This is a genomic window from Micromonospora matsumotoense (genome assembly GCF_050951065.1).
Classification (GTDB): Bacteria; Actinomycetota; Actinomycetes; order Mycobacteriales; family Micromonosporaceae; genus Micromonospora; species Micromonospora matsumotoensis.
The window spans coordinates 6,695,897-6,721,217 of sequence record NZ_CP192025.1 but is presented as its reverse complement, the minus strand read 5'-3'; the positions used below and the strand labels follow the sequence as shown (position 1 = coordinate 6,721,217).

Below are 25,321 nucleotides of genomic sequence, written 5' to 3'. Positions count from 1 at the left end.
CGCGCTCGCCCCGGCTCAGCCCCCGCTCGCCCCGGTCCCGGCTCCCGTCTCGGCTCGCCCCGGTGATCAAGAGGTTTGCGTCATGTTCGGGCGCAGATTTGACGTAAACCTCTTGATCAACTCGTCCGGGGCGGGGCGGGGTGGGGCGGGGCGGGGCGGGGAGCGGGGGGTTAGGGGACTGGGGTGAGGGTGGGGGATTCGGTGGCGGCGCGTTTGCGGGCGCGGTGGGCGGCGACGTGGGAGCGGGTGGCGCAGCGCTCCGAGCAGAACCGGCGGCAGCAGTTGGACGAGGTGTCCAGGTAGACGTTGCCGCAGCGCTCGTCGGCGCAGACCCCGAACCGGGCGCTGCCGTACTCGCAGAGCCACACCGACAGGCCCCACGCCGCGCCGGCCAGGTATTCCGCGCTGACCGAGGCACCCCGGCTGGTCACGTGCATGTGCCAGTCGCTGGAGTCGTGACCCGAGATGCGCGGCTGCACCGGGAACGCCTCCAGCATGGCGTTCAGTTCGGCCACCGCCTGGGTGTCGCGCCCCGAGGTGCCGTACTCGAAGACGTCCCGCAGCCGCTTCTGGGCCCGCCGGAAGATCGCCAGGTCCCGATCGGCGACCTCGTCGCGCATCCACGCGTTGTCGTCCGGAAAGAGGGCCCGCAGGTCGTCGAGGTCGTCCAGGTGGGCGTTGACGAGGTCAACGCCGGTCCTGGCGTACGCGTCGAAGTTCACCCGACCAACGGTAGACGACTCACGGGGCACGCGGCGCGTCGATGTAGTGCGGCAGGAAGCGCGCGTAACCGTCAGTGATCAGACTTTCGCTCTCCCGGATGCCGACCCCGGCCGACTCGCCGTCGACGATCCAGCTGCCCAGCACCATCCGACCCCCGTCGAACTGCGGCAACGGCCGGAATTCCTGATAGCAGAAGCCCTCGTCGCCATAGATCCCCGGATTGCTGATCTCCGTGTCGCCGGTGACGATGCGTACCGAGCCGCCCTCCCGGCCGAGCAGTGGCTTCGCCACGTACTCCGCCATCCCGCGCGGCGAGTCCAGATAGGCCGGGAGCAGGTACTCGTGCCCCGGATACAGCTCCCAGAGCACGGCCAGCAGCGCCTTGTTCGACAGCAGCAGTTTCCAGGCCGGCTCGATCCAGGTGGTCGGGGTGCCCGGGTCGAGCGCCGGCCGGCCGTACGGCTCAGCCAGCATCCACTCCCACGGGTAGAGCTTGAAGCAGGTGGTGACCGGCTGGTCGGCGGCGTCGACGAAGCGCCGGCCGTCCCACCCGACGTGCTGGATCGGCAGCAGCGTCACGTCCAGTCCGGCCTGCCGGGCCGTCTCGGCCAGGTAGCCGGCGGTGATCTGGTCCTCGCCGGACTCCTCCTCGTTGGACCAGCACACGTGCACCCGCCGGTCGTGCAGCCCGGCGCCGATCTTGGCCCACGCCCCGACCAGCCGTTCGTGCAGGCTGTTCCACTGGTCGGCGTCGGGGCGGGTCTCCTCCAGCCAGTACCACTGGACGATGCTCGCCTCGACCAGGGCGGTCGGGGTGTCGGCGTTGTACTCCAGCAGTTTCGGCGGCCACGAGCCGTCGTAGGCGAGGTCGAACCGGCCGTACAGGGTGGGTGGGCGTTCGTGCAGCGACCGGGCCACCGCCTGCGCCGCCCAGGCCGGGATGCCGAACTCGGCGTACCGGCCACGGGCCACCACGTGTTCGGCGGCGGCCACCGACATCCGGTGCAGCTCCTCGGTCGCCTCCTCCAGCCGCAGCACCTCGTCGAGGTCGAAGGCGTACGCGGCGGACTCGTCCCAGTACGACATGATCTCGCCGTCGGGCAGCTCGGTGTCGACGTACACCAGGCCCTGGGTGCGGATCACCGAGTCGAAGTCCGGGCGGGGGGTGACCCGCTCCCGGCGCACCGTCAGCCGCCGCAGGAGGCGAGATGGGTGCCGAAGCCGCCGCGGTCCGGCAGCGCGCCGGCCACCGGGTCGGGTGCCGCGGCCCGGGGATCGATGCCGACGGTCGGCACCTGCATGGCGAGTGCCACGGTGTCCCCGCCGCCGACCGGCCCGAGGGCGCAGTCGTCATCGTCGTCGTCGGAGGTGAGGTTGCAGCCGGAGAGGGCCAGCGCCAACGCGGTGAGCGCGCCGAGCTGCACGGAGGCCGACCGCAGCCGGCGGCGGGGGTGTCGTTCCACGCTCATGGTTGTAACTGATCCACGCCACCGGCGCGCCCCCGGACCGGGGCCCGTGATGCGGTTGGAACCTCCCGGTGCGGTCCGGCCGCCGCCGGGCGCGGTCACACCCCCGGGCGATACGCTCGGCTCATGCTCCGTTCCGTCATTCTTGCCGCCTCCCGGTCATCCCAGGTCGAGCGGCTCGTCGCGACGGCCCCGCTCACCCGGGACGTCGTCCGCCGGTTCGTCGCCGGCACCGGCACCGACGACGCGTTGCGCGCGACCCGCGAACTCGTCGCCGACGGCCTCACGGTCACCCTCGACAACCTCGGCGAGGACACCGTCACCCCCGACCAGGCCACCGCCACCCGGGACGAGTACCTCGCCCTGCTGCGGGCGCTCGCCGCCGCCGGGCTCACCCCGGCCGCCGAGGTGAGCGTGAAACTCTCCGCCCTCGGCCAACGCTTCGACGCGCAGCTGGCGTACGACAACGTGCGGGCGATCTGCGTGGCGGCCGACCAGGCGGGCACCACGGTCACCCTGGACATGGAGGACCACACCACCACCGACTCGACCCTGGACACGCTGGTCAAGCTGCGCAAGGACCACCCGTCGACCGGGGCGGTGCTCCAGGCCTACCTGCGGCGGACCGAGTCGGACTGCCGGGAACTGGCCGGCGTCGGCTCCCGGGTACGGCTGTGCAAGGGCGCATACGCCGAGCCGGAGTCGGTGGCCTACCAGTCGGCCCGCGAGGTGGACAAGTCGTACGTGCGCTGCCTCAACGTGCTGATGTCCGGGGCCGGCTACCCGATGCTGGCCACCCACGACCCGCGCCTGATCGCCATCGGCGAGGACCGGGCCCGCTGGTTCGACCGGGGGCCGGACGAGTTCGAGTTCCAGATGCTGTACGGCATCCGTCCCGAGGAGCAGGCCCGGCTGGCCGGCGAGGGCTACACGGTGCGCACCTACCTGCCGTACGGGGAGGACTGGTACGGCTACCTGATGCGCCGTCTCGCCGAGCGTCCCGCGAACCTGGTCTTCTTCGGCCGGGCCCTGGCCTCCAAGAAGTGAGCCGCTCGGGGGCGACCCCGACGCAGTGAACCGACGGGTGCCGGTCGCGCCGGGCCGGGGCGGGTCGCCGCGCGGGTGACTCTGGAGGGATCGCCCCGATTCGTCGTACTCTTCGCCGGTGACCGAGGACGCCCCGCGCCGTCGCCCACGGTGGCCGCGGCGGACGGCGCTCGCGGTGGCCCTGTCCCTGCTCGTCTGCGGTCTGCCGGCGGTGCTGCTGGCCGACGCCGCCGAGCGCGGTGCCGACCGTCCGGCGGCGGCCCGTCCGGCGGCCGGCCGGGCCGACCCGGCGGACCCGGTCGACCAGGCTGGCCAGGCCGCCCCGGCCGGCCGGGCGGCCCACCTCGGCCGGGACCTCGCGGCCCAGCTCGACCGGCAGGCCGTGGCCCTGCGGCGCGGTGACCGCGCCGGCTTCCTGGCGATCGCCGACCGGCCCGCCCGCCCCGACCTGGCCCGCCGGTACGCGGCCCTGCGGGCGCTGCGGGTGACGGTGTGGCGGGCCGAGCCGGAGGGGCCGCCCACCGCCGTCGCCGGGCAGCCCGGCCGGTGGCGGCAACCGGTCACCTTCCGCTACTGCCTCGTCGTGCCGGACTGCCGGCCCGACCCGGTGCGGGTCCAGACCCGGTGGCGCGAGTCGGGGGACACCCCCGTCCTGGTCGCCGTCGAGGAGTCCCGGGCGGGGCGGACCGGACCGCGTCCCTGGGAGGTCAGCGAGCTGGTCACCGCCGTCGGCCCCCGGACCGTGGTGGCCACCACGCCGGCCTACCGGGGTCGGCTGCCGGGGCTGCTGGCCGGGGCCGAGGCGGCGGCGCAGGTCGCCGACCGGTTCGCGGTCGCGGGTCCGCCCCCGGACCGGTACCGGATCTTCTACGCCGGCCGGGCCGAGTGGCGTCGCTGGTACGGCGGCGGCCGACCCCGGTGGACCGCCGGGTACGCGGTGACCGTCGGCGACGGGCGGCACGAGGTGGTGCTCAACGCCGCCGCGCTCACCGCCAGCGGCCCCGACGAGCTGCTCCGGCACGAGCTGACCCATGCCGCCTCGCTGCCTGCGGCGGGCTGGCGGGGCGGGACGACCTGGTGGCTGGTGGAGGGGTTGGCCGAGTACGCCGCCACCGACCACGCCCCGGTCGACCGCTACGAGGGGCTGGACGAGGTGCACCGGTTCGTCACCGGCGGCTGGGACGGTCGGCTCGCCGCCCTCGCCCCGGCCGACGACGCCCCGGCCGACCGGGCGGGTGCCGCCTACGGCATCGGCTACCTGGCCGTCCGGCACCTCGTCGACCGGTACGGCGAGCAGCGCGTCCGGGACTTCTTCCGGGCGGCGCTGTCCGGGGGCCGTGCCGTCGAGGAGGCGTCCGCGCAGGTCTTCGGCGAGCCGTGGCAACCGTTGCACGACGAGTGCGTCGCCTACGTCCGGGCCCGGGCCTGACCGGCGTCCGGGGGGAGAACGTCAGGTCACGACCGGGTGAACGGGGCTCCGGGCACTATCAGTTGTGGGAAGGGATCGCGCAGGTCACAGCCGCCCCGCTACCGTACTGGTAACACGCGCGTTGCCGGCCCGTACGGGAGCTCCGTCGGGTGGCGCGCGCCGGGCATGGGATGGGTCGGGTGAGCCATGGCCGGGTCGCAGTCCTCCGACGGTCGGCTGTCGGACGTCAGGTTCCTCACGGTCGCCGAGGTCGCCGCAGTGATGCGGGTGTCCAAGATGACGGTCTATCGCCTGGTGCACAGCGGTGAACTCACCGCCGTGCGGGTGGGCCGCTCGTTCCGGGTGCCCGAGCACGCCGTGCACGACTATCTGCGTGGGGCGTTCCAGGAGACCGCCTGACCTCGCCGATCGCGACGTAACGGGCATCGACGGGGGCGCGTTGGTCCTGCTGACGCTCTCCGGCTACCCTGGAGCCGATCCTGACCGTGCGCCGGTGCGCCCCGCCGCCACCAGACTGGTCCAGGTCCGTTGTCCGCAGAGCGGCCACCGGCGTCACCATCTCGACGCCGGGAGTCCGCGCCGAACGTTGCATTGAAAGGCTGTCGTATGGGCTCGGTGGTCAAGAAGCGCCGCAAGCGCATGGCTAAGAAGAAGCACCGCAAGCTGCTGCGCAAGACCCGCGTCCAGCGTCGCCGTCTCGGCAAGTGACCGACGCCGGGTCACCACCCGGCGTCCGGCACCACTTGCCAACTGTCGACCCCCGGAGGCTCAGGTGATCAGGCCGCGGACATCCCGGCTCGATCCCACCTGCCGGTCAGGGCGTGCGCGATGACCCCCGGTGGCACCCCAGGTGCTCCGGGGGTCGTCGTCGTCACCGGGGTCGGTCGCTACCTGGGGGCGCACGTCGCCGCCCGGCTCGCCGCCGACCCGCGCATCGAACGGGTGATCGGCGTCGACCCGGCCGCCCCCGGCCCCGAGTTCACCGACCTGCTCGGTCGGGTGGAACGCATCCGGCTGGACCTCGACTCCCTCGGGGGGCTGCTGGCCGACCTCGACGTCGACGCCGTGGTCCACCTGGCCCTGGCCACCGCCCCCGACCCGCAGCAGGGCGGCCGGTCGGGGATGAAGGAACAGAACGTCATCGGCACCATGCAGTTGCTCGCCGCCTGCCAGCGGGCGCCCCGGCTGCGCAAGCTGGTGGTCCGCTCGTCGACCGCCGCCTACGGCGCGTCCTTCCGCGACCCGGCGGTCTTCACCGAGGAGACCGAGCCCCGCGAGGTGCCGCGCGGCGGTTTCGGCCGCGACATCCTCGACATCGAGGGGTACGTGCGGGGCTTCCGCCGCCGTCGGCCCGACGTGACCGCGACGGTGCTGCGCTTCGCCCCGTTCATCGGCTCGACCGCCGACACCACGCTCACCCGCTACCTCTCCCAGCCGGTGGTGCCCACCGTCTTCGGCCGCGATCCGCGGCTCCAGTTCGTGCACTTCGACGACGCCCTCGAAGTGCTGCACCGGTCCATCGCCGAGGACCATCCGGGCACGTACAACGTCGCCGGGCCGGGGGTGCTCTCGCTGTCCCAGGCGATCCGCCGGGCCGGCCGGGTGGCCGTGCCGGTGTGGGAGCCGGGGCTGTCCGGGGCTGCCGCGGTCGCCCGTAACCTCGGCTTCGGCCGCTACGGCCTCGACCAGGTCGACCTGATCGTGCACGGCCGGGTGGTCGACACCAGCCGACTGAGCCGGGAGTACGGCTTCACCCCGCGCTCCACCGCCGTCGCGTTCGACGACTTCATCCGCGCCCACCACGGTGGTGTCGTGGTCAGCCGGGACCAGCTCGCCGCGGCCGAGCAGTTGGTGCTGGAGAGCATCCGTCAGGTCCGTTCCGCCGTCCGGGAACGTACGTGACCGAGCAGAACGGCCACCGTCGGCTCACCACGCCACCCGTACCCGCCCCGTCGTCCCGCAACGGGGCGCGACCCGATCCGGCTGTCCCCGATCCCACTGTCCCCGATCCGGCTGTCGCTGACCGGGTGCGGCCCGCTCCGGCCGTCGCCGGCCCCTCGGTGGCGGACCGGTCCGGTGACCAGTGGGACCGTCGGGTCGCCTCCGGCCTGGCGTTCCTGCGCCGCCGCCTCTCCGGCCAGTACGAGGTGGACGAGTTCGGGTTCGACCAGGAGCTGACCGGGGCGATCTTCCACCCGCTGCTGCGGCTGCTCTACCGCGACTGGTTCCGCACCGAGGTGACCGGCCTGGAGCACGTGCCCACCGACGGGGCCGGCCTGGTGGTCGGCAACCACTCCGGCACGGTGGCCCTGGACGCGCTGATCCTCTCCGCCGCCCTGCACGACCAGCATCCCGCCCGCCGCTACCTGCGGTTGCTCGGCGCGGACCTGGTCTTCCGGATGCCGGTGGTCTCCGAGTTGGCCCGCAAGACCGGCGGCACGGTGGCCTGCAACCTGGACGCCGAGCGACTGCTCGGCAACGGCGAGCTGGTGGGGGTCTTCCCGGAGGGTTTCAAGGGCATCGGCAAGCTCTACTCCGACCGCTACAAGCTGCAACGCTTCGGCCGGGGCGGCTTCGTCTCGGCGGCGCTGCGCACCGGCACCCCGATCGTTCCGGTCGCCATCGTCGGCGGCGAGGAGATCTATCCGATGCTGGCCGACATCAAGCCGCTGGCCCGGCTGCTCAAGCTGCCCTACTTCCCGGTCACGCCGACGTTCCCCCTGCTGGGGCCGCTGGGCATGGTGCCGTTGCCGAGCAAGTGGCTGATCGAGTTCTGCCCGCCGATCCCGACCGCCCACCTGACCGACTCGGCGGACGACCCGCTGGTCGTGTTCAACCTCGCCGACCAGGTCCGCGAGACCATCCAGCAGACCCTGCACCAGCTGCTGGAACGCCGCCCCGACCCGTTCGGCCCCTGACCGGCCCCCGGTCGGCACCTGCCCGGGCAGCCGGTCGGCCCCTGACCGGCCCCCGGTTTCCCCGACCCTGCGGTGCGGTGACGCTGGCGCTGTGGTGACGTCGGCGGTGTGGCGATCCGGGCCGGGCTGCGGCCTGAGGCGGCCCGGGTCAGGCCGGGCGTCGGCGTCGGTGCAGCACCCGGCCGGCGGAGACCGCGCCGGCCAACAGCCCGAGCGCAGCCGTCGACGGTACGGCGATCCGGGCGGCCCGGCGGCCGGTGCGGAAGTCACGAACCTCCCAGCCCCGTTCCCGGGCGGTCCGCAGCAATGCGCCGTCCGGGTTGACCGCCACGGCCCGGCCCACCGCGTCGAGCATCGGCAGGTCGTTGCGGGAGTCGCTGTAGGCGGCGCAGCGGGCCAGGTCCAGTCCTTCGACCGTAGCGAGCTGGGTGACCGCGTCGGCCTTGGCCGGCCCGTGCATCAGCTCACCCACCAGCCGGCCGGTGTAGGTGCCGTCGACCACCTCGGCGACCGTGCCGATCGCGCCGGTCAGACCGAGCCGGGCGGCGATCACCCGGCCGATCTCCACCGGCGCGGCGCTGACCAACCAGACCCGCTGGCCGGCGTCGAGGTGGTGCTGGGCGAGCCGACGGGTGCCGGCCCAGATCCTCGGTGCCATCAACTCGTCGAAGATCTCCTCGGCCAGCCGTTCGACGTCACCGACCCGCCAGCCCTGGACGAACGCGAGGGCGGCCTGTCTGGCCTGCGACACGTCGCCGGCGTGCTCGGTGGCCAGCAACCGGAACCGGGCCTGCTGCCAGGCGAACCGGGCCAGGTCACCGGTGGTGAAGTAGCGGCGGGCGGCGAGCCCACGGGCGAACCAGTAGATCGATGCGCCCTGCATCATGGTGTTGTCGATGTCGAAGAACGCGGCGGCGCGGGAGTCCGCCGGTGCGGGCCCGGGCGCCGGCGTCGCGTCCGCCCAGCCGGCGGTGTGCCCGTGGACGTCGGTGCTGACAGTGACTTTTCGGGTCCTGGCCATCGCACCTCACTCCCGCGCCGACGAGTCGGCCTCCGTCGACGAGCCTAGTCGGGCCCGGGTACCGGCCGGCCGGTCCACGCAGGAACTGTGGCGTGCGGCTCCGCCGCCGCTCAGCGGCCGATCGGGCAGCCGGCCGGGATGGGGCCGAGGGCGTCGCTGCCGACCGGGGTGGGCAGTGTGCAGGCGATCGCGGCGCGCAGCGCGTCGGAGCGCTTGCGGATCGCGTCGAGCAGGGCGAGGGACTGCCGGGTGCGTTCCCGCTCGGCGGAGCCGGCCCCGTCGAGCAGGCCAGCTACCGCCCGGCGCTGCCCGCTGACGAAGGTGTTCACCGCGTCCAGCGCCGCCGGATCGGTGTGCTGCGCGGCCCCGGTGGTGAGCAGCCGTACGCCCTGCCGGGTGTCGGCGTCCATGTCGTCGAGCACCGCGCTGAATCCGGTCGCGTCGTCGCGGAGCGTGGCTGCCTCGTCGAGCCGGGTCCGGGCGAAGTCGAGGAAGAGTTGCCCCCGGCCGAGGTCCGAGTCGGCCAGGGCGAGCTGGGCCCGTTCGGTGGAGCGCTTCATGCCGTAGAGGGCGTCGCCCGGTACCGCGTTCTCGCTGGCGGCGGAGATGCCGGAAACGGCGACCGCCCCGGCCGCGATGCCGACCAGGATGGCGCCCCGGGCCCGGGCCCGGCGGGCGGTCGCCCCACCCAGCAGCGAACTCCGGCCGGTGGCCTGCGGCGCGGAGTCGACAGCCGGGCCGGCGGCGTGCTCCCGCTCGGCGGCGGCCACCAGCATGGCCCGCAGGCCGGCGCGGAACTCGACGTCCACCTGGACGTCGGGTCGTTCGGCGACGAGTCGCTGCCCGACCGCCACGAGCCTGGCGAGCTGGTCGTCGGCGCGGGACCTGACGTGATGGCGTCGACCGCCGTTGGCCTCGTCGAGAAGCTGGGCGAAGCGTACGGCCCGACGACGGGAGAAAAGGTCGCTGTCCACCGCAGGCACCCCCTATCGCTGGTCACGGCCGGTCGGCCGCGGTGGTTCCCAGCGACCGGCGGCGGCGTGCACCGTCGTACCAGGGTCGTGGTCGGCGGCGCTGCTCCGGATCGGGACGGATCCGGGGGCGCCGGGACAACCACCGGCCGCACCCGGAGAAACGCTCCGTGCCGGGCACCGGTTACGGGGCGGCCGGTAGCGAAATCACGAAGAGTGATCGTTACCGCAGGTCAGGGCTGGAAACCGTCCGGTAGCAGACGGGCCAACGCGCGGACCGCGCGGTACTGCAACGCCTTGATCGCTCCCTCGTTCTTGCCCATCGCCCGGGCCGTCTCCGCCACCGAGAGGCCCTGGAGGAAGCGGAGCACGATGCACTCCTGCTGTTCCGGGTTGAGCCGGGTGACGGCGGTGAGCAGGGCGACGTTGGTGATGTGTTCGACCACCGCCGCCTCGGGGCTGCCCTCCGGCCCGCGGTCCTCCCGGTCCGCGTCGAGCACGTCGCCGGTGGTCACCTCCAGCCGGTAGCGGCCGGACTTGAAGTGGTCGGCGACCAGGTTGCGGGCGATGGTGACCAGCCAGGCGCCCAGGTCACGGCCCTGCCAGGTGAAGCTGCCGATCCGCTTGAGGGCGCGCAGGAAGGTGTCCGAGGTGAGGTCCTCCGCCAGTTGGCGGTTACCGACCCGGAAGTAGACGAACCGGAAGACCGTGTCCAGGTACCGGTCGTAGATCAGCCCGAAGGCCTCGGACTCGCCGGCCTGCGCCCGCTCGACCAGCGTCCAGACCTCGGTGGCCGGGTCGGACGGGTCGGGCCGGCTCGGAAAGCCGGTCGGCGGGCTGCCGGCGGGCGTCGCCGCGATGCCGGGCGGGGCGGCGGCCGGGGCCGTCGGCAGCACGGTGGGGTCGGTCGTGACGGCCGGGATCAGGGCGGTGTCGTCGGCCGGGACCGCCGGGATGACGGCGGTGTCGTCGGCCGGGACCACCGGGATCACGGCGGTCTCCCCGGCGGCCGGATCGGCGACGGCGGGGGGGTCGCCGACCCGTCGGCTCTGCGTCGGCATGGTGGGTGGCCGGGCGGGTGAGGTCACCCGGCCGGCCGGGGTGGCGTTGCCGCCGGGTGCGGCGGGCCGGGGCGCGGCCTCGTTGTGGTGCGGACGCTGGTGTACCCGGCGGGACGCCGCCTCCGGGCGGGCCGGGTCCAACCGTTCGTTGACCGAGGCCCGGGGCACCGGCCCGGTCAGTCCGGTGGGACGATCCTGGTAGCCGAAGGCGGTCATCGGGCCTCCCGGGGGCGCGACACGGCCGGGCTCGGACGGCGGCGAGCAGCCGCCGCGCCGGGTCTGTCCCTGCCGGACAGGGCCGTGTGGTGGGGTGCCGACGCGCGGCAGATCCCCTTGAGGTGCTGGTCCAATGCGCGCACAGGCACGGGGGCCTCCTCGGGCTGAGGGGTGTCGACTCACGGCAAATGGGGTGAGCCGACCCGAGTGATGATAGGGCCAACGTCACCCGCGTGTGCCAAGTCCGTTACACAGAGCCAAAGTATTTGCCCGGCCCGCAGACCGGTGGCGGACCGGTTGTCCGTCGTGGTCGGTTGACTTTCACGTCACGACTTGTTTCGGGATGGAAATTCCAGGTCAGCGCGGGGGTGGCCGGTCGGTGGCGGAGTGGCCCAGATCTCCGGCGGCCAGCGTCACCCGGCCCGTCCGGCGGCGGTCTGGACGCGGACCGACCGCCCTGGTCGAGCGGTCCGGTTGACGCTGCGTGACCGTACGGTGTGTGCGCCTGGCCGGGCGGCCGACGGCGTGTCAGACTCAGCCACCGCGCGGCGACGGGCGGACGACCGGCTCCGCCGTCCAGGGTGTGCCGCCCCCGGGGGCGGGTGAGACTGGGCGGGCCTGCCCGGCGCGTGTCGTCGGGCGTCCGGCACCCGGTGCGCCGTGGTACGTCCACCGCGCGCATCCCCGTCGCGGCCGAGCCCGGCCGCCCGTACCCGGAGGTCCCGATGTCCACTGCCGCCCGGCTCGCTCTGATCACCCGGCCCGGTTGCCACCTGTGCGAGGACGCCAAGGCCGCGCTGGAGCGGGTGGTGGCGGTCACCGGCGACAGCTGGGTGGAGAAGGACGTCACCGGCGACGTCGAGTTGGAGCGCGAGTACGGCGACCGGCTGCCGGTGGTGCTGCTCGACGGCAAGGAACACGGCTACTGGCGGGTGGAGGAGGAGCGGTTGCTGCGTGACCTGACCACTCCTCAGCTCTAGGGTGGCGAGGATCACGGTGGGTCAGCAACCGCGCGCGATTGGTGAGGGAAGTCGCGATTGCGGCATAATCGCGCGGCGGCAGCACTGGCCTGCCGGATCGATCTTGCGGGATGGGGGGAGCTGGTGGAGGGGCGCCGCGATTCAGCAAGATCGCGATTTGTGCACGTCTTCACAAGCGCCTACTCTGTAGTTTCGACGCGCCCTGCTAGCACGGCCGGCTCACCCGGCCACCGGCGGGGGTCCCCCAACGGGCGGGCACCGGAGCCGGCCGAGGATCGCACCGCACGGAGTCTCATGAGTCAGCACCGTCACCCTGGCGCGCCCGACCGCGCCGGTGCCGTACCGGCGCTCCCGGACCTCCCGGAGGCGACCGTCGCGCGGCTCCCCGAGTATCTCCGCGCCCTGCACAACCTCGCCGACGCTGGGCACGAGACGGTCTCCAGCGAGGGCCTGGCCGGGGCGGCCGGGGTCAACTCGGCCAAGCTCCGCAAGGATCTCTCCCACCTCGGCTCGTACGGCACCCGGGGGGTCGGCTACGACCTCGCCCTGCTGATCGACCAGATCGAGTTCGTGCTCGGGCTCACCCAGCGGCGGGCCGTCGCCCTGGTCGGGGTGGGTAATCTCGGTCACGCCCTGGCCGGCTACGACGGCTTCGCCGGCCGGGGTTTCCGGATCGCTGCCCTGTTCGACGCCGACGCGTCCCGGGTCGGCGAGATGATCAACGGATTGGTCGTCCGGCACGTCGACGAGCTGCCCCGGGTCGCCGCCGAGGAGGCCATCTCGATCGGCGTGATCGCCACTCCCGCCCCGGCCGCCCAGGCGGTGGCCGAGCAACTGGTCGCCGTCGGCGTCACGAGCATCCTCAACTTCGCGCCGTGCGTACTCTCGGTGCCGGACGGGGTCGACGTGCGCAAGGTCGACCTCGCCATCGAGCTTCAGATCCTGTCCTTCCACGAGCACCGCAAGGCGTCGCTGACCGCGCTGCCCGCCGCCGGCGGCTCCGCCCTCACCGCCCTGCCCGGCGGGCTCGCGACCCCCGACACCCAGGAGGCGATCGGCACGTGAAGCTGCTCGTCGTCGGCGCGTCCTACCGCACCGCTCCCGTGGCCACCCTGGAGCAGTTGGCGGTAGCCCCCGCCGACCTCACCCGAACCCTGGACCGCCTGGTCGCCCAGCCGTACGTCGCCGAGGCGGTGCTCGTCTCCACCTGCAACCGGGTGGAGGTGTACGCCGCCGTGTCCGGTTTCCACGGCGGCCTCGGCGACATCTGCGCCGTCCTCGCCGAGCAGGCCGGCGCCCCGCCCGCCGTGTTCGCCAACCACCTCTACGTGCACTACGACTCGGCCGCCGTCGACCACGTCTTCCGGGTCGCCGCCGGGCTGGACTCCATGGTGGTCGGCGAGGCGCAGATCCTCGGCCAGCTCCGGGACGCCTACCACTGGGCCTCCGGCGCGGACACCGCCGGGCGGCTGCTGCACGAGCTGATGCAGCAGGCGCTGCGGGTCGGCAAGCGGGCCCACGCCGAGACCAACATCGACCGGGCCGGGCAGAGCGTCGTCACCGCCGCCCTGGACCTCACCGCCGAACTTCTCGACGGCGACCTCGCCGGCCGGCCGGCCCTGGTGGTCGGCGCGGGCGCGATGGGCGCGCTGAGCGTGGCGACGCTGTCCCGCCGGGACGCCGGCCCGCTCACCGTGACCAACCGGGGCATCGACCGGGCCGTCCGGCTGGCCGAGTCGTACGGCGCGAACGCCGTTCCGATCGCCGGACTCGTCCCCGCGCTCTCCACAGTGGACATCGTAGTGGCCGCCACCGCGGCCACCGAACCGGTCCTCACCGTCGACGTGGTGACCGGTGCGCTCGCCCGCCGGGACCCCGACCGGGGGCCACTGGTCCTGCTCGACCTCGCCGTACCCCGTGATGTGGCACCCGAGGTGGCCGGGCTGCCCGGCGTCGAGGTGATCGACATCGACCGGATGGCCGCACTGCTCGCCGACGGCCCGGCCGCCGCCGACGCCGCCGAGGTAGGCCGGATCGTGGCCGCCGAGGTCGAGGCGTTCCTGAGCTGGCTGCGCGGGGCCGACGTGGCGCCCACCGTCGCCGCCCTGCGCGGACGCGCCGACGACGTGGTCACCGCCGAGCTGCGTCGACTCACCCAGCGTCGCCCGGACTTCAGCGACGAGCAGCGCGCCGAGGTCGCCCGGACCGTGCACCGGGTGGTGCAGCGGCTGCTGCACCAGCCCACCGTCAAGGTCCGCCAGCTCGCCGCCGAGCCGGGCGGCGACCAGTACGCCGCGCTGCTGCGTGAACTGTTCGACCTGCAGGTGCCGCAGACCTCGCCGGTCGACTCGGTGCCCGACGTGGTCGAGACCGTCGACGGCCGCGGTTCGTTCGAGGTCGCCGACGTGCCGACGACCGATACCGACCAGCCGCCCACCGGAGGTGAGCGATGAGTACCCCCCTGCGCCTCGGCACCCGGGGCAGCGCCCTGGCGATGGCCCAGTCCGGCCACGTCGCCGAGGCGATCACCGCGGCGACCGGCCGCGCCGTCGAGCTGGTCGAGGTGGTCACCGTCGGTGACCGTTCGTCCGCGCCGGTGCAGCGGCTCGGCGTCGGCGTCTTCGTCTCGGCGCTGCGCGACGCGTTGACCGCCCGCACCATCGACCTCGCCGTGCACTCCTACAAGGATCTGCCCACCGCCGGGGCGAGCGGGCTGCACATCGCGGCGGTGCCGCCCCGGCAGGACCCGCGTGACGCGCTGGTCGCCACCGGCGGCCGTACCCTCGCGGAGTTGCCGCCCGGGGCCGTGGTCGGCACCGGCGCGCTGCGCCGCATCGCCCAGTTGCACGCCCTCGGCCTGCAATTGGAGGTCGCCCCGATCCGGGGCAACGTCGACACCCGGCTCGGCCGGGTACTCGGCCCGGACGCCGACCTCGACGCGGTCGTCCTGGCCCGGGCCGGGCTGGCCCGGCTGGGCCGGACCGACGTGATCACCGAAACGCTCGACCCGATGCTGATGCTGCCCGCGCCCGCCCAGGGCGCGCTGGCCGTGGAGTGCCGGGCCGACGACTCCGACCTGGTCGAGCTGCTCGCCGTGCTCGACCACGCGCCGTCCCGGGCCGCGGTCATCGCGGAACGGGCGCTGCTGGCCACCCTGGAGGCCGGGTGCTCCGCCCCGGTCGCCGCCTACGCCGAACTCGCCGAAGGCGACGCCGGTGACGAGATTTACCTGCGCGGGGCGGTGATCAGCCCGGACGGTTCCCGAGACATCCGGCTGTCCCGCACCGGAACGCCCGCCGACGCGGCGGAGATCGGCAAGGCACTCGCCGCCGAACTCCTCGAACTCGGCGCCGACTCGATCCTCGGCCACGAAGGAAGCACCGGCCCGGGGACCCAGCAATTTGGGAGCACAGAATGACCCGCACCCGTAAGCCCGTCGGCCGCATCGCGTTCGTCGGCGCCGGTCCCGGTGACCCGGGCCTGCTGACCCGCCGGGCCCACGATGCCCTGATCGACGCCGACCAGGTGGTGTACGACCGGGGAGTCCCCGACTCGTTGCTCGACGTCGTACGCGCCCAGGCCCGGTCAGACGCCCAGTTCAGCCCCGCCGAAGGCGTGCCGGGCGACGTGGCGAAGATGCTCATCAGCGCGGCCCGCTCCGGGCTCAACGCGGTGCACCTGGTCGCCGGGGACCCGTTCGGCCACGATTCGGTGGTCAAGGAGGTGCAGGCGGTCGCGCGTACCGCCGCGCACTTCGAGGTGGTGCCGGGCGTCGGCCAGGCCGAGGGCGTCGCCACCTACGCCGGGGTGCCACTGCCCGGGGTACGCACCGCCGCCGACGTCGAGGACGTCGGCACGCTGGACTTCGACGCGCTCGCCGCCGCCGTCGGCCGGGGGTCGCTGGCCCTGGCGGTCGACGCCGGTGACCTAGCCGCCGTGCGGGACGGCCTGCTGGCCGCCGGGGTGGACGGCACCACCGGGGTCGGGGTGACCGGTGACGGCACCGGCGAGACGCAGTACACCACCACGTCGAGCGTGGACTCGTTCGTCGCAGCGGCGCTCGGATTCACCGGCCGGGTGGTGCTCACCGTCGGCGAGGGCGTCGGCCAGCGGGACCGGCTGAGCTGGTGGGAGAACCGCCCGCTGTACGGCTGGAAGGTGCTGGTCCCCCGGACCAAGGAACAGGCCGGGGCGATGAGCGCCCGGCTGCGCGCGTACGGGGCGATCCCGTGCGAGGTGCCGACGATCGCGGTCGAGCCGCCGCGTACCCCGGCCCAGATGGAGCGGGCGGTCAAGGGGCTGGTCGACGGCCGGTACGCCTGGGTGATCTTCACTTCGGTGAACGCGGTCCGGGCCGTCTGGGAGAAGTTCGCCGAGCACGGACTGGACGCCCGGCACTTCGGCGGCGTCAAGATCGCCTGTATCGGTGAGGCCACCGCCGACGCGGTGCGCGCCTTCGGCATCCAGCCGGAGCTGGTGCCCGCCGGGGAGCAGTCCTCCGAAGGGCTGCTGGCCGAGTTCTCCCCGCACGACGAGATCCTCGACCCGGTCGGCCGGGTGCTGCTGCCGCGCGCCGACATCGCCACCGAGACGCTCGCCGCCGGGCTCACCGAGCGCGGCTGGGAGGTCGACGACGTGACCGCGTACCGCACGGTCCGGGCCGCTCCGCCGCCCGCCGAGATCCGGGACGCGATCAAGTCGGGCGGGTTCGACGCGGTGCTCTTCACGTCCTCCTCCACGGTGCGCAACCTCGTCGGTATCGCCGGGAAGCCGCACGCGCGTACCGTTGTTGCCGTCATCGGGCCCAAGACGGCGGAGACCGCGACGGAGTTCGGCCTGCGGGTCGACGTGCAGCCGCCGCACGCCTCGGTGCCCGACCTGGTCGAGGCGCTCGCCGCCTACGCCGTCGAACTGCGCGAGAAGCTCGCCGCCATGCCGGCGAAGCAGCGTCGGGGTTCGAAGGTGCAGGGGCCGACCGCGCTCAGGTTCCGCTAGTCGTACTGGGAGGCCCCTCATGCCGTACCCCGAGATCCGGCCCCGCCGGCTGCGCCGTAACGCGGCCGTGCGGCGGCTGGTCTCCGAGACCCGCGTCGACCCGGCCGAGCTGGTCGTGCCGATGTTCGTCAAGGAGGGGCTGACCGGGCCACGGGCCATCGCGTCGCTCCCGGGGGTGCTCCAGCACTCCCGGGACTCGCTGCGCAAGGCGGCCGTGGAGGCGGTCCAGGCCGGGGTCGGCGGGATCATGCTGTTCGGGGTGCCCGAGCGACGGGACCCGACCGGTTCCGGCGGCATCGACCCGAACGGCATCCTGAACGTCGCGATCCGTGACGTGGTGGCCGAGGTCGGCGACGCCACCGTGGTGATGAGTGACCTGTGTCTGGACGAGTTCACCTCGCACGGGCACTGCGGGCTGCTCACCCCCGACGGTGGGGTGGACAACGACGCGACCCTGACCGCGTACGCCGAGATGGCGGTGGCCCAGGCGGACGCCGGGGTCGGCATGGTCGGCCCGTCCGGGATGATGGACGGCCAGGTGGGCGTGGTCCGCCGGGCCCTCGACGCCGCCGGTCACGCCGACGTGGCGGTGCTGGCGTACGCGGCGAAGTACGCCTCCGCCTTCTACGGCCCGTTCCGCGACGCCGTCGAGTCGGCGCTCGACGGCGACCGGCGCACCTACCAGCAGGACCCGGCGAACCTGCGGGAGTCGCTGCGCGAGGTCGCGCTGGACGTGGCCGAGGGCGCCGACCTGGTGATGGTGAAGCCCGCCCTGCCCTACCTCGACGTGGTGGCGGCGGTCCGGGCCGCCGTGGACGTCCCGGTCGCCGCCTACCAGGTCTCCGGCGAGTACGCGATGGTCGAGGCGGCTGCCGCGAACGGCTGGATCGACCGCGAGCGGGTGATGCTGGAGACGCTCACCTCGATCCGGCGGGCCGGTGCGCAGGTCATCCTCACCTACTGGGCGGTCGAGGCTGCTGCTCTGCTGCGCCAGCGCTACTGACCCGGACGCGCGCTGCCCCGACCTTGGGCCCGCAGCCCGTCCTGAGCGCTGTCACCGGCCCTCGTTCGCGCCACCCGCCCGGGTCGCCACCGTCATACGTCACCATCGTCCGCCGCCGCCGCCGCCGCTGACGGCCGGCTGCCACCGGTCGGGCTGCCACCGGTCGGGCTGCCACCGGTCGGGCTGCCACCGGTCGGGCTGACCCTCGACCGTGTCGTCCGCCGTCCGGTTCCGGCACAGGGTGGGCTGGCCCTTGACCGCCTGTCCGGTTCCGGCACGGGGCGGCTGCCCCCTTACCGCCTCGCCCGCCTGCCGGTTCCGGCACGGGATGGTTGCCTCTACCGCCTCGTCTGCCTGCCCCGTTCCGGCAGGGGTGGCTGGCCCTCGTCGGCGTCGCCCGTCCGGCTTCGACACGGCTTCGGTCACTCTCCGCACTCTTTCGCCCGACCATCCCTACCCTCTCTCGCACGCTTTGCTCTGCTGCCCTCCGCGCGACGCTTGCTCTGGGTGTCCGTCGCTGATGGGGCAGCAGAGCAAAGCGCCGGCAAGGGAGTGGGGCCGGGCCGACGATGGAGTGTTGTTTTCGCAGGTGAGGCGGACTTTGCGGATCTTGATGGTGTCGGCGGGGCTGACTTCCGGATTACGCTCAGTAACCGAGGTGATCTGAGCGGAACAGTCACTCGCTGTAGTCGAGGTGGCTGGTCGTGGGGGAGGGTTTTCCACAGGGGGCGGCGTTGTCCACAGGTGACGAGGGCGGGGTTGCCGCGGTGCCCGGCCGAGCGCGACGGTGGCGACATGACCGACTCCGTCGCGCCGCACCGACCCGCCGCCCATCCCACCCCGGCCGCTCATGCGGCCCCTGCCGCCTATGCCAACCCGGCCGCTGATGCCGCCCCGGACGTCGGTTCTGTTTCGGCTTCCGGGGCCATTCCGGCGTCTGCCTGCGGCCCGGCCCCTGTGCGTGCGGCGTCCGGGGACGCGCCGGGTCGTGCGGGGGCAGAGGGGCGGTCGGCGGGGCGATGGGAGGACGAGCCGCCCACCTTCCTCAGCAAGCCGTACGACCTGCCCTGGCCGGCGGCCGGCATCGTGCGGGCGGTCCGTCGTCGCGCGGATGCCAGTCAACGGGAACTGGCCCGCTGGGCGGGGGTGCACCACGGCACGGTGGGTCGGATCGAGGCGGGTGCGCTCACGCCGAGCATCGCCCTGCTGCGCCGGATCATCGCGGCGGCCGGTTTCCGGCTGGCCGTGGTCGACGAGTTCGGCCGGGTGCTCACCCCGATGCGGGACCGCGACGACGCACGCGACGGTGCGGAGCGCCGCTACCCCTCGCACCTGGACACGATTCTCGACCCGGAACCCGGTGAGTGGTGGGCGGACGTCTACGGGCTGGCCCGGCCGCCGGAGACGTTCTACCGCAACCGGGCCGTCCGGGACGCGATGCGCCGCCGGAGCCAGTGGGAGGTGCGGGTGGCGAAGTACCGCAACGTGCCACCACCGCCCCGGGTGGTGGGCCCGCAATGGTGACGGCCCGCCGATCCGGCGGGAAGCCGGACCGACGGGCCGTCGGGGGTACGGGATCGTCAGTCGTCGTCGGTGATGGTGCCGGTCGCCAACAGGTCGGCGAACCGCAGGTTCAGCGGGCCGGCCACCGCGAACGCGATCTTCTCGTCCGCCTCCCGCTTGCGGTCACCGCGCACGGTCACCGGGAACGCCAGGGAGGTCTGCCCGGCGGGCAGGGTCCGGCAGCCGACGTACGGGTCGAAGTCCAGCACGACGGTCGCGGTCAGTCCCACCGTGGCGGCGCAGAGCGTCGTCGGCTGGGACAGCGGCCGGGACACGGTGACCTGGAACGTCATCGTGCTGGTGCCCCGGTCGCCCTCCACCACGGACGTGTCGGCAACCCGCAGCGACGGCTGGCTGCGGAACCGGGCCACCTGCGGGTCGTGGTCGCTGGCCCCACGGGTGCCGTCCCCGGTGAACTCGGCCGGCCAGTCCGCGTTGACGTGCGCCGCCCGGATCTGCACCAGGTCGTCGTGCAGCGCGTCGTTGACGAACAGGTTGTCCAGCGTCTGCGCCGACCCCTGGAAGCTGTACGAGTACGCCGCCGACGGCACGTCGGCCACCAGGTCGTCCCAGAGGTTGTGCAGGCCGGCCCGGTAGAGCGGCCCGAGCTGGTCCGACGGGGTCGGGTCGGCACCGGTCGCGATCGGGTCGTCCGGGCGGGGGAAGACGTTCAGGTCCCCGCCGTACACCACCCGGGCGTTCGGGTCGGCCGCCTCGATCGCGGTGACGATCGCGGCCCCGTACCCGGCCTGCTCGGTGCGCTGCCCGACCCGGGTGTCCGGCCCCGACGAGTAGTGGTTGCTCAGCGCGTACAGCAGGGAGGACTCCGACCCGCCGGGCGTCGCCCGCACCACGAACTTGCCGAGCTGCGGGGCCCGGGTGAAGACGTTGTTGCCGTCCTTGCCGGTCGAGGTGTCGGTGTCGGCCGGCAGCACCGCGTTGAGCGCCTTCGGGTTCTGCACATCCGCGTTGGACGCCAGCCCCGCCGACCGGTACTGCACGGTGGGAGCGGCACCCAGCAGCGGATCGGTGGCGGTCGCCCCGGCCAGCGACAACCGGTCCGTGCGGTAGAGGAACGCCGAGGTGATGCCCCGGGCGTCCGCGCCGGTGCGGTCGTACGCCGCCAGGTAGGCGGGACCACCGGCGGCCCGGATCGCCAGCGCCAGGTCCTGGAGGGTGTCCGGGGCACCATCGGCGTTGTCGGTGGTGCCGCAGACCAGGGTGCCCCCGGAGACCGCGCAGATGTCCTGGTCCTCGGCCTCCTGCACCAGGATCAGATCCGGGGCGTGCAGGTCGGTGCGGATCTGGGCGGCCAACTCGGTCAGGTGCTCCCGGTAGTCGGCCTCGCCCGCCGGCACGTAGTCGAACGGCGGGGACACCCCCGGGCAGCCCGAGTTGCCGGTGAAGTCGCAACCGTCGAACGGGTCGTCGCGGAAGTCGTACAGGTTCTCCACGTTGTAGGTCGCCACCGCGACCTCCCGGGAGCGGTCCGCGGGGCGGGGCGGGTTGTTCTTCGCCGGGTCGACCCCGGCGGTCAGGGCGAGCGACTCCGGCTGCACGCTGAACTTGCTGAAGCCGTACGACACCGCGCCGAACGCGTCGGCGGTCAGGGTGTCGAAGGTGCGGGCCGGCGGGAGCAGCGCCGTCGAGTCACCGGCGGTGGCCTTCACGCCGCCGCCGCCGAGCAGGATGCGCTGCCCGTTGCCGTTGTCGAAGAGTTGCCCCGGCACGTCGTCCAGCGGGTGGGTGTCCCGGAACACCCGGCGGGCGTACGGGTCGGCCCGCTTCAACAGCGGATCCGCGCGGTCCACCACCCACACCTCGGAGTCGGCGGTGGAGCCGAACACGTCCCGGGGACCGGTGACGCCGGAGCCGCTGCGGACCCGCAGGCGGGCCCCCTCGTGCCGCTCCCAGAACCGGTCCGCCGCCGCAGCGTCGGCCGGCGGCACCGCGTCGTCCACCGTCACGGCGGTGTTCACGTCCAGCCCGGTGTCGAGCCGGCGGACCAGCGAGGCACCGGAGAGCTGGGTCTGGTCGAAGTACTCCGACACCCGGCCGCGCAGCAGCACCTCGTCGCCGACGGTCGGCGCGTAGCCGCCGATCAGCGTGGTGAACGCGCCCATGAAGACGAAGACGCCGTCCGAGCTGAGCGGGTCACCGTCCTCGGTGCCGGTACGGCTCTGCAGGTAGAAGCCGTACTGGTCGGCGCCGGCCGAGGTGCGGGTCAGCGACTTCTGGGTGATCACGCCGCGCACGTCGTACAGCAGCGGGCTGGTGCCGGTGCCGGTGGGCGGGGCGAGCGGCGAGCGGTCGGTGCGCGGGTTCTCGTCGTCGCGGGTCGGGCCCTGCACCTGGCCCACCGACAGCACCCCGTTGGCCTGCACGGTGAGCAGGCAGGTGGCGGTGCCGCCGTCGGCGTCCGTCGCGGTCACGGTGACCGCGTACGTGCCGCCGGGCAGGCCGGTGGCGGTGACCGTCGCGGTCGCCGTGCCACCCGACGCGGTCGCGGGGGTGAACGCGGTACGGCTGATCGAGCCGCTCGCCGGGGCCGGGCTGACCGAGGTGACCGCCAGGTCGACGATCGTGTCGTCCGGGTCGGTGCCGGTCACCACCCGGCTGCCGGTCGCGCCGGCCTCGATGGTCAACGCGCCGCCGCAGGTCAGCACGGCCGGCTGATCCACCGGTCCGCCGCCGTCGCGCGTGTGCGCGCCCAGCCCGTCGAAGGTGTCGGTGGCGAACCCGGCCCACTGGGTGGCCGGGTCGAACGCGTCCGACGGGTCGGTGTCCCCGGCGGAGATCGACGGCAGCCGGCGCAGCGTGTTGTCGGCGGTGCTGGTCAGCCCGCTGCCCCACTCGGTTCCCGGGTCGACGCCCACCTGCCCGATCGCGTCGAGCACGGTCCCACCCCGGCGCAGCACGATCGCGTCGTCGCCGTTGAACAGGCTCGCGCCGGTGGTCTGGTCGGCCTGGGCGAGGATCGCCGGGCCGGCCGAGGCGGCGGCGAAGACGAAGACGTCCCCGGCGGCGACGGTGCCGGTGAGGGCGATGGTGGTGGCCGTGGTGGCCCCGTTGAAATAGAGCTGGAGCTGGTAGCCGCCGGCGGTCAGGTCGACCGGTGCGCCGGTCCCGTTGTACAGCTCGATCGCCTTGTTGTTCGACGATCCTTCGACGTACTCGGAGATGAACAGGTCGGTGGGCGCGGCGGTGGCCGCGGTGGGAGCGATGCCGAGCACCGGTACGGCGACGACGGCGACGGTGGCGAGCGCGGCGAATCTGCGGCGCAGGCGCATGGGGCCTCCACGATGGGTGGACGGGAACCAACGCACGTTAAGGTGCGCCGCTGTCCGCCGTCCATCCCTGCGACGGCGATGTGGTGAATTCGCGACAGTGCCCGCCCGGTGCCGCCCAGCACCGCCCGGTGCGGCCGCCCGCCGGCTGTCGTCCGCTGCTGCGGGGTGCCGTGCCGCCGGTCGCTGCTCAGCGCTGGGCGTCGAACCGGTGTACCAGCTCGGCGACGTCCACGCTGTATTCGCACCAGTCCCGGTCGGTCTGGTAGCCCAGCTCGGCGTTCACCTTGAGCATCGCCTCGTTGGCCTGGGCGTTCCAGGTCTGCACCTCGGCCAGCTCCGGCTCGGCGGAACGCAGCTCCAGCAGCATCCGCGCCTTGATCGCCCGGTCGATGCCGTATCCCTGGTGGTCGCGCACCACGATGGTGTCGTACTGGTCGGCGCGGGTGGGGTGCTGGACCGGCACCACCACCTCGGTCAGGCCGGCCACCGCGCCCGTCCGCTGCTGGAGGGCGAGCACGATGTACGGCTTCATGCCCCGGCGGTGCAGGGTGTCGAGGCTGTCCCGCAGCCGCTGCGGGTCGTACGAGCTGGGGCGCAGTTCGCCGTCGTCGACATCGCGCACCTCGGCCTTCGCCCGCGCGTACGCCTCGATCAGGTCGTCGGACGGCCCGCCCGGGTAGAACTCCAGGTGGTAGCCCGGGTCGACGCCGGCAGCCATCTCGGTGAGCGCCGTCCAGTCGACCGTGGCCAGTTCGAGCACGCTGCGGGTCTCGACGTACTCCAGGGCGAAGCCCAGCGACGAGTAGAAGCCGATCGCCGGGGTGTCCCCGACGACCTCCACCCCGATCGACTGGAAGCCCTCCTGGTAGACCCGACGGGCGGCGGTCAGCACCAGCTCCCGGCCCAGCCCGTTGCGGCGCACCGCCGGGTGCACCAGCACCTCCAGGACGCCGATGTCACCGAGCAGCAGCACGTGCACGTGCCCGAGGATCTGCCCGGGACCGCCCCCGGCCGGTGGATCGGCCTCCGCCACCCAGGAGATGCGTCGTTCGCCGGGCATCACCTCGGAGAGGTACTCCCGCAGGGAATCCTCCCGCCACGGCGGGTCCTGCGGGAGATCGGCGGCGAGGACCGCGTTCAGCGTGTCCAGCACGGAGCCGATCTCGGCGGACGACGCGGTTCGGGGATCCCACTCGCGCACCATCACGCGTCTAGCTTGCCGTCAACGGCTTCTCGGGGGAAGTGTCCGGTCCGGTAATGTATGCGAACGATCACCTCACGTACGGCTTGCGCGTCCGTATTCGTGGGCCTTGTCGAAGACGTCCTGCGCGTACCGGCGTACATCGTTGTAGGAGAGGATGCCCCCCCACCAGTCGCCGGGGATGGTCATGTTCCGGCCGCCCTGGCACAGGTAGTTGCCGGCGGCGAGCGCGGTGTCGTCCAGGTCGTGCGGGTCCTTGCGGCCGTCGTTGTCGGCGTCCGCGCCGACCTGCTCCCAGGTGGTGGGGATGAACTGCATCGGCCCGATCGCCCGGTCGTAGACGGTGTCCCGGTCGAACAGCCCGCCGTCGGTGTCCCGGATCAGGGACCGTCCGCCCTTGCCGTCGAGCGGGTCACCGATGATCTCCGGTACGGCCCGGCCGTCGGGCCCGAGCGTTGCGCCGTTGGCCTGCCCGTGCCGGGACTCGACGTAGCCGATGGCGGCGAGCGTCGTCCAGCTCAGCTGGCAGCTCCGGTTCGTCTGGGCGAGCACCAGTTCGGCGTAGCCGTACGCCTGCATGGCGATCGGGGAGATGCCCACCTTGGTGCCGGTGACCCGGGCCCAGTCGCCCAGCGCGTCGGCGGGGCGACCGGCGGCGGTGGGGGCGGTCGGTGCGACCCCGCCCGGTGGGAAGCTGCCCGGCGGCAGTCCGGGGACGATCCCGCCCGGGAGCAGCGGAACCCCGGTGGTCGCGGTGACCGACGGGAGCCCGGGGCCGGTGGTGGCGGTGTCGTCCACCGCGACCGGTCGGGGTGCCCGGACCGCGTTCGGCACCACCACCGCGCCGACGGCGGCGGTCGCCGCGACCAGTGCGAACAGGAACAGGGCGGGCAGGGTCAGCCGGCCGCTCGGACGACGGGACCAGGCCCGGGTGGCCCGGGTCGCGGCTCCCACCGCCTGCCGGGGTGGCGGCAGCCGGACGGCGTGCGCGAACGGAATCCTCCGCCGCCGACCCGCCACTGTGTCGGCCTTCGTGGTGGGCTCCGCACCGCCGTCAGCGTCGGCCTTCGCAGTCGGCCCGGCCTTCTCTCCCGCATCCGTCTTCGGCGCAGGCCCGGCCTCGTCGCCGGGGCCGGTCGTCGTGGTCGGCTCCGCCCCGGACGTCGCCGGGTCCGGTCGGACCTCGGAGGCCGGGGGACGACCTGCGGCGGAGTCCACCGCCGAGGCGACGGCGGCCGGAACGGCCGGGTCGGCCGGCGGGCTGGCGGGGTCACGGCGGGGTCGGCGGGGCCGGGGGATCCAGCCGCGACGCGGAGCGGGGGGCACATCCTCGGGCGGGGTCGCTGCGCGCAGGGCTCGTACCGTCGAATCTTCGCCGCTCACCACTGTTTGAGTATCACCCATGTCGGCCAGGGAGTCAGGTCCGGTCGTAGGGTG

The 25,321-nt window shown here is 73.6% G+C and carries 22 protein-coding genes; 13 read left to right on the top strand and 9 right to left on the bottom strand.

Going from position 1 to position 25,321, the window contains the following annotated elements:
• Nucleotides 1-170 precede the first annotated feature (170 nt).
• Genes ACQP1S_RS28740 through ACQP1S_RS28730 form a run of 3 tightly spaced genes read right to left on the bottom strand, consistent with a single transcriptional unit; the run spans nt 171 to nt 2,192 of the window.
• Nucleotides 171-722, bottom strand: a complete 552-nt coding sequence (locus ACQP1S_RS28740) for a CGNR zinc finger domain-containing protein (protein ID WP_091242372.1) — start codon at nt 720-722, stop codon at nt 171-173.
• 19 nt (nt 723-741) lie between these two features.
• Nucleotides 742-1,908 (bottom strand): glutathionylspermidine synthase family protein, encoded by a 1,167-nt coding sequence (locus ACQP1S_RS28735; RefSeq protein WP_091242369.1) that lies wholly within the window; start codon nt 1,906-1,908, stop codon nt 742-744.
• A gap of 2 nt (nt 1,909-1,910) precedes the next feature.
• Complete coding sequence (locus ACQP1S_RS28730) at nt 1,911-2,192, bottom strand: hypothetical protein (RefSeq protein ID WP_245722382.1); 282 nt, start codon at nt 2,190-2,192, stop codon at nt 1,911-1,913.
• 123 nt (nt 2,193-2,315) lie between these two features.
• Between ACQP1S_RS28730 and ACQP1S_RS28725 the strand changes: the two genes are divergently transcribed.
• From ACQP1S_RS28725 to ACQP1S_RS28700, 6 genes are all read left to right on the top strand, one after another.
• A complete protein-coding gene (locus ACQP1S_RS28725) occupies nt 2,316-3,236 on the top strand; it encodes a proline dehydrogenase family protein (RefSeq protein WP_432900858.1) in 921 nt (306 codons plus the stop codon).
• Nucleotides 3,237-3,354: 118 nt separating this feature from the next.
• On the top strand, nt 3,355-4,665 hold the full coding sequence (locus ACQP1S_RS28720) for a hypothetical protein (RefSeq protein ID WP_432900856.1): 1,311 nt from the start codon (nt 3,355-3,357) through the stop codon (nt 4,663-4,665).
• A gap of 186 nt (nt 4,666-4,851) precedes the next feature.
• Nucleotides 4,852-5,064 carry a helix-turn-helix domain-containing protein gene (locus ACQP1S_RS28715; RefSeq protein WP_091242358.1) on the top strand — a complete coding sequence of 71 codons (213 nt, stop codon included), beginning with the start codon at nt 4,852-4,854 and terminating at the stop codon, nt 5,062-5,064.
• Between the two features lie 207 nt (nt 5,065-5,271).
• Nucleotides 5,272-5,373 carry a 30S ribosomal protein bS22 gene (locus ACQP1S_RS28710; RefSeq protein ID WP_007465623.1) on the top strand — a complete coding sequence of 34 codons (102 nt, stop codon included), beginning with the start codon at nt 5,272-5,274 and terminating at the stop codon, nt 5,371-5,373.
• Nucleotides 5,374-5,493: 120 nt separating this feature from the next.
• A complete protein-coding gene (locus tag ACQP1S_RS28705; protein WP_432900853.1) occupies nt 5,494-6,567 on the top strand; it encodes an NAD-dependent epimerase/dehydratase family protein in 1,074 nt (357 codons plus the stop codon).
• Nucleotides 6,568-6,725: 158 nt separating this feature from the next.
• Nucleotides 6,726-7,583, top strand: coding sequence for a lysophospholipid acyltransferase family protein (locus ACQP1S_RS28700; protein ID WP_432908408.1), 858 nt, complete (start codon nt 6,726-6,728; stop codon nt 7,581-7,583).
• A 148-nt stretch (nt 7,584-7,731) separates the two neighbouring features.
• Here the strand turns inward: ACQP1S_RS28700 and ACQP1S_RS28695 are convergent, their stop codons facing one another.
• The 3 genes from ACQP1S_RS28695 to ACQP1S_RS28685 form a co-directional block, all read right to left on the bottom strand.
• Nucleotides 7,732-8,604 carry an HAD family hydrolase gene (locus ACQP1S_RS28695; protein ID WP_432900851.1) on the bottom strand — a complete coding sequence of 291 codons (873 nt, stop codon included), beginning with the start codon at nt 8,602-8,604 and terminating at the stop codon, nt 7,732-7,734.
• A gap of 110 nt (nt 8,605-8,714) precedes the next feature.
• The gene (locus tag ACQP1S_RS28690; RefSeq protein WP_432900849.1) at nt 8,715-9,578 is read right to left on the bottom strand and encodes a DUF5667 domain-containing protein; all 864 of its coding nucleotides are present in this window, start codon (nt 9,576-9,578) and stop codon (nt 8,715-8,717) included.
• Nucleotides 9,579-9,808: 230 nt separating this feature from the next.
• The gene (locus ACQP1S_RS28685; RefSeq protein ID WP_432908405.1) at nt 9,809-10,636 is read right to left on the bottom strand and encodes an ECF subfamily RNA polymerase sigma factor, BldN family; all 828 of its coding nucleotides are present in this window, start codon (nt 10,634-10,636) and stop codon (nt 9,809-9,811) included.
• Between the two features lie 941 nt (nt 10,637-11,577).
• On the opposite strand from ACQP1S_RS28685, the gene ACQP1S_RS28680 reads away from it, so the two are divergent.
• The 7 genes from ACQP1S_RS28680 (at nt 11,578) to ACQP1S_RS28650 (ending at nt 19,354) form a co-directional block, all read left to right on the top strand.
• On the top strand, nt 11,578-11,832 hold the full coding sequence (locus ACQP1S_RS28680) for a glutaredoxin family protein (RefSeq protein ID WP_091242727.1): 255 nt from the start codon (nt 11,578-11,580) through the stop codon (nt 11,830-11,832).
• 294 nt (nt 11,833-12,126) lie between these two features.
• Nucleotides 12,127-12,897, top strand: a complete 771-nt coding sequence (locus ACQP1S_RS28675; protein WP_091242345.1) for a redox-sensing transcriptional repressor Rex — start codon at nt 12,127-12,129, stop codon at nt 12,895-12,897.
• The gene (locus ACQP1S_RS28670) at nt 12,894-14,285 is read left to right on the top strand and encodes a glutamyl-tRNA reductase (protein WP_363665924.1); all 1,392 of its coding nucleotides are present in this window, start codon (nt 12,894-12,896) and stop codon (nt 14,283-14,285) included. Before ACQP1S_RS28675 ends, ACQP1S_RS28670 begins: the two co-directional genes overlap by 4 nt.
• Nucleotides 14,282-15,250 (top strand): hydroxymethylbilane synthase, encoded by a 969-nt coding sequence (gene hemC, locus ACQP1S_RS28665; protein WP_091242340.1) that lies wholly within the window; start codon nt 14,282-14,284, stop codon nt 15,248-15,250. Before ACQP1S_RS28670 ends, hemC begins: the two co-directional genes overlap by 4 nt.
• Nucleotides 15,247-16,827 (top strand): uroporphyrinogen-III synthase, encoded by a 1,581-nt coding sequence (locus ACQP1S_RS28660; RefSeq protein ID WP_091242337.1) that lies wholly within the window; start codon nt 15,247-15,249, stop codon nt 16,825-16,827. The genes hemC and ACQP1S_RS28660 overlap by 4 nt, the downstream gene beginning before the upstream one ends.
• 19 nt (nt 16,828-16,846) lie before the next feature.
• Nucleotides 16,847-17,830: a porphobilinogen synthase gene (hemB, locus tag ACQP1S_RS28655; RefSeq protein ID WP_432900846.1), complete on the top strand. Its 984-nt coding sequence runs from the start codon at nt 16,847-16,849 to the stop codon at nt 17,828-17,830.
• 957 nt (nt 17,831-18,787) lie between these two features.
• A complete protein-coding gene (locus ACQP1S_RS28650) occupies nt 18,788-19,354 on the top strand; it encodes a helix-turn-helix transcriptional regulator (RefSeq protein WP_432900844.1) in 567 nt (188 codons plus the stop codon).
• Between the two features lie 56 nt (nt 19,355-19,410).
• Here ACQP1S_RS28650 and ACQP1S_RS28645 read toward each other — a convergent pair whose 3' ends face one another.
• The 3 genes from ACQP1S_RS28645 to ACQP1S_RS28635 form a co-directional block, all read right to left on the bottom strand.
• Nucleotides 19,411-22,683, bottom strand: coding sequence for a lamin tail domain-containing protein (locus ACQP1S_RS28645; RefSeq protein WP_432900842.1), 3,273 nt, complete (start codon nt 22,681-22,683; stop codon nt 19,411-19,413).
• 187 nt (nt 22,684-22,870) lie between these two features.
• Nucleotides 22,871-23,887 (bottom strand): GNAT family N-acetyltransferase, encoded by a 1,017-nt coding sequence (locus ACQP1S_RS28640; RefSeq protein ID WP_432908402.1) that lies wholly within the window; start codon nt 23,885-23,887, stop codon nt 22,871-22,873.
• Between the two features lie 72 nt (nt 23,888-23,959).
• Entirely contained in the window at nt 23,960-25,270 is a 1,311-nt protein-coding gene (locus ACQP1S_RS28635; protein ID WP_432900840.1) for a lytic murein transglycosylase, read from the bottom strand.
• Nucleotides 25,271-25,321 lie beyond the last annotated feature (51 nt).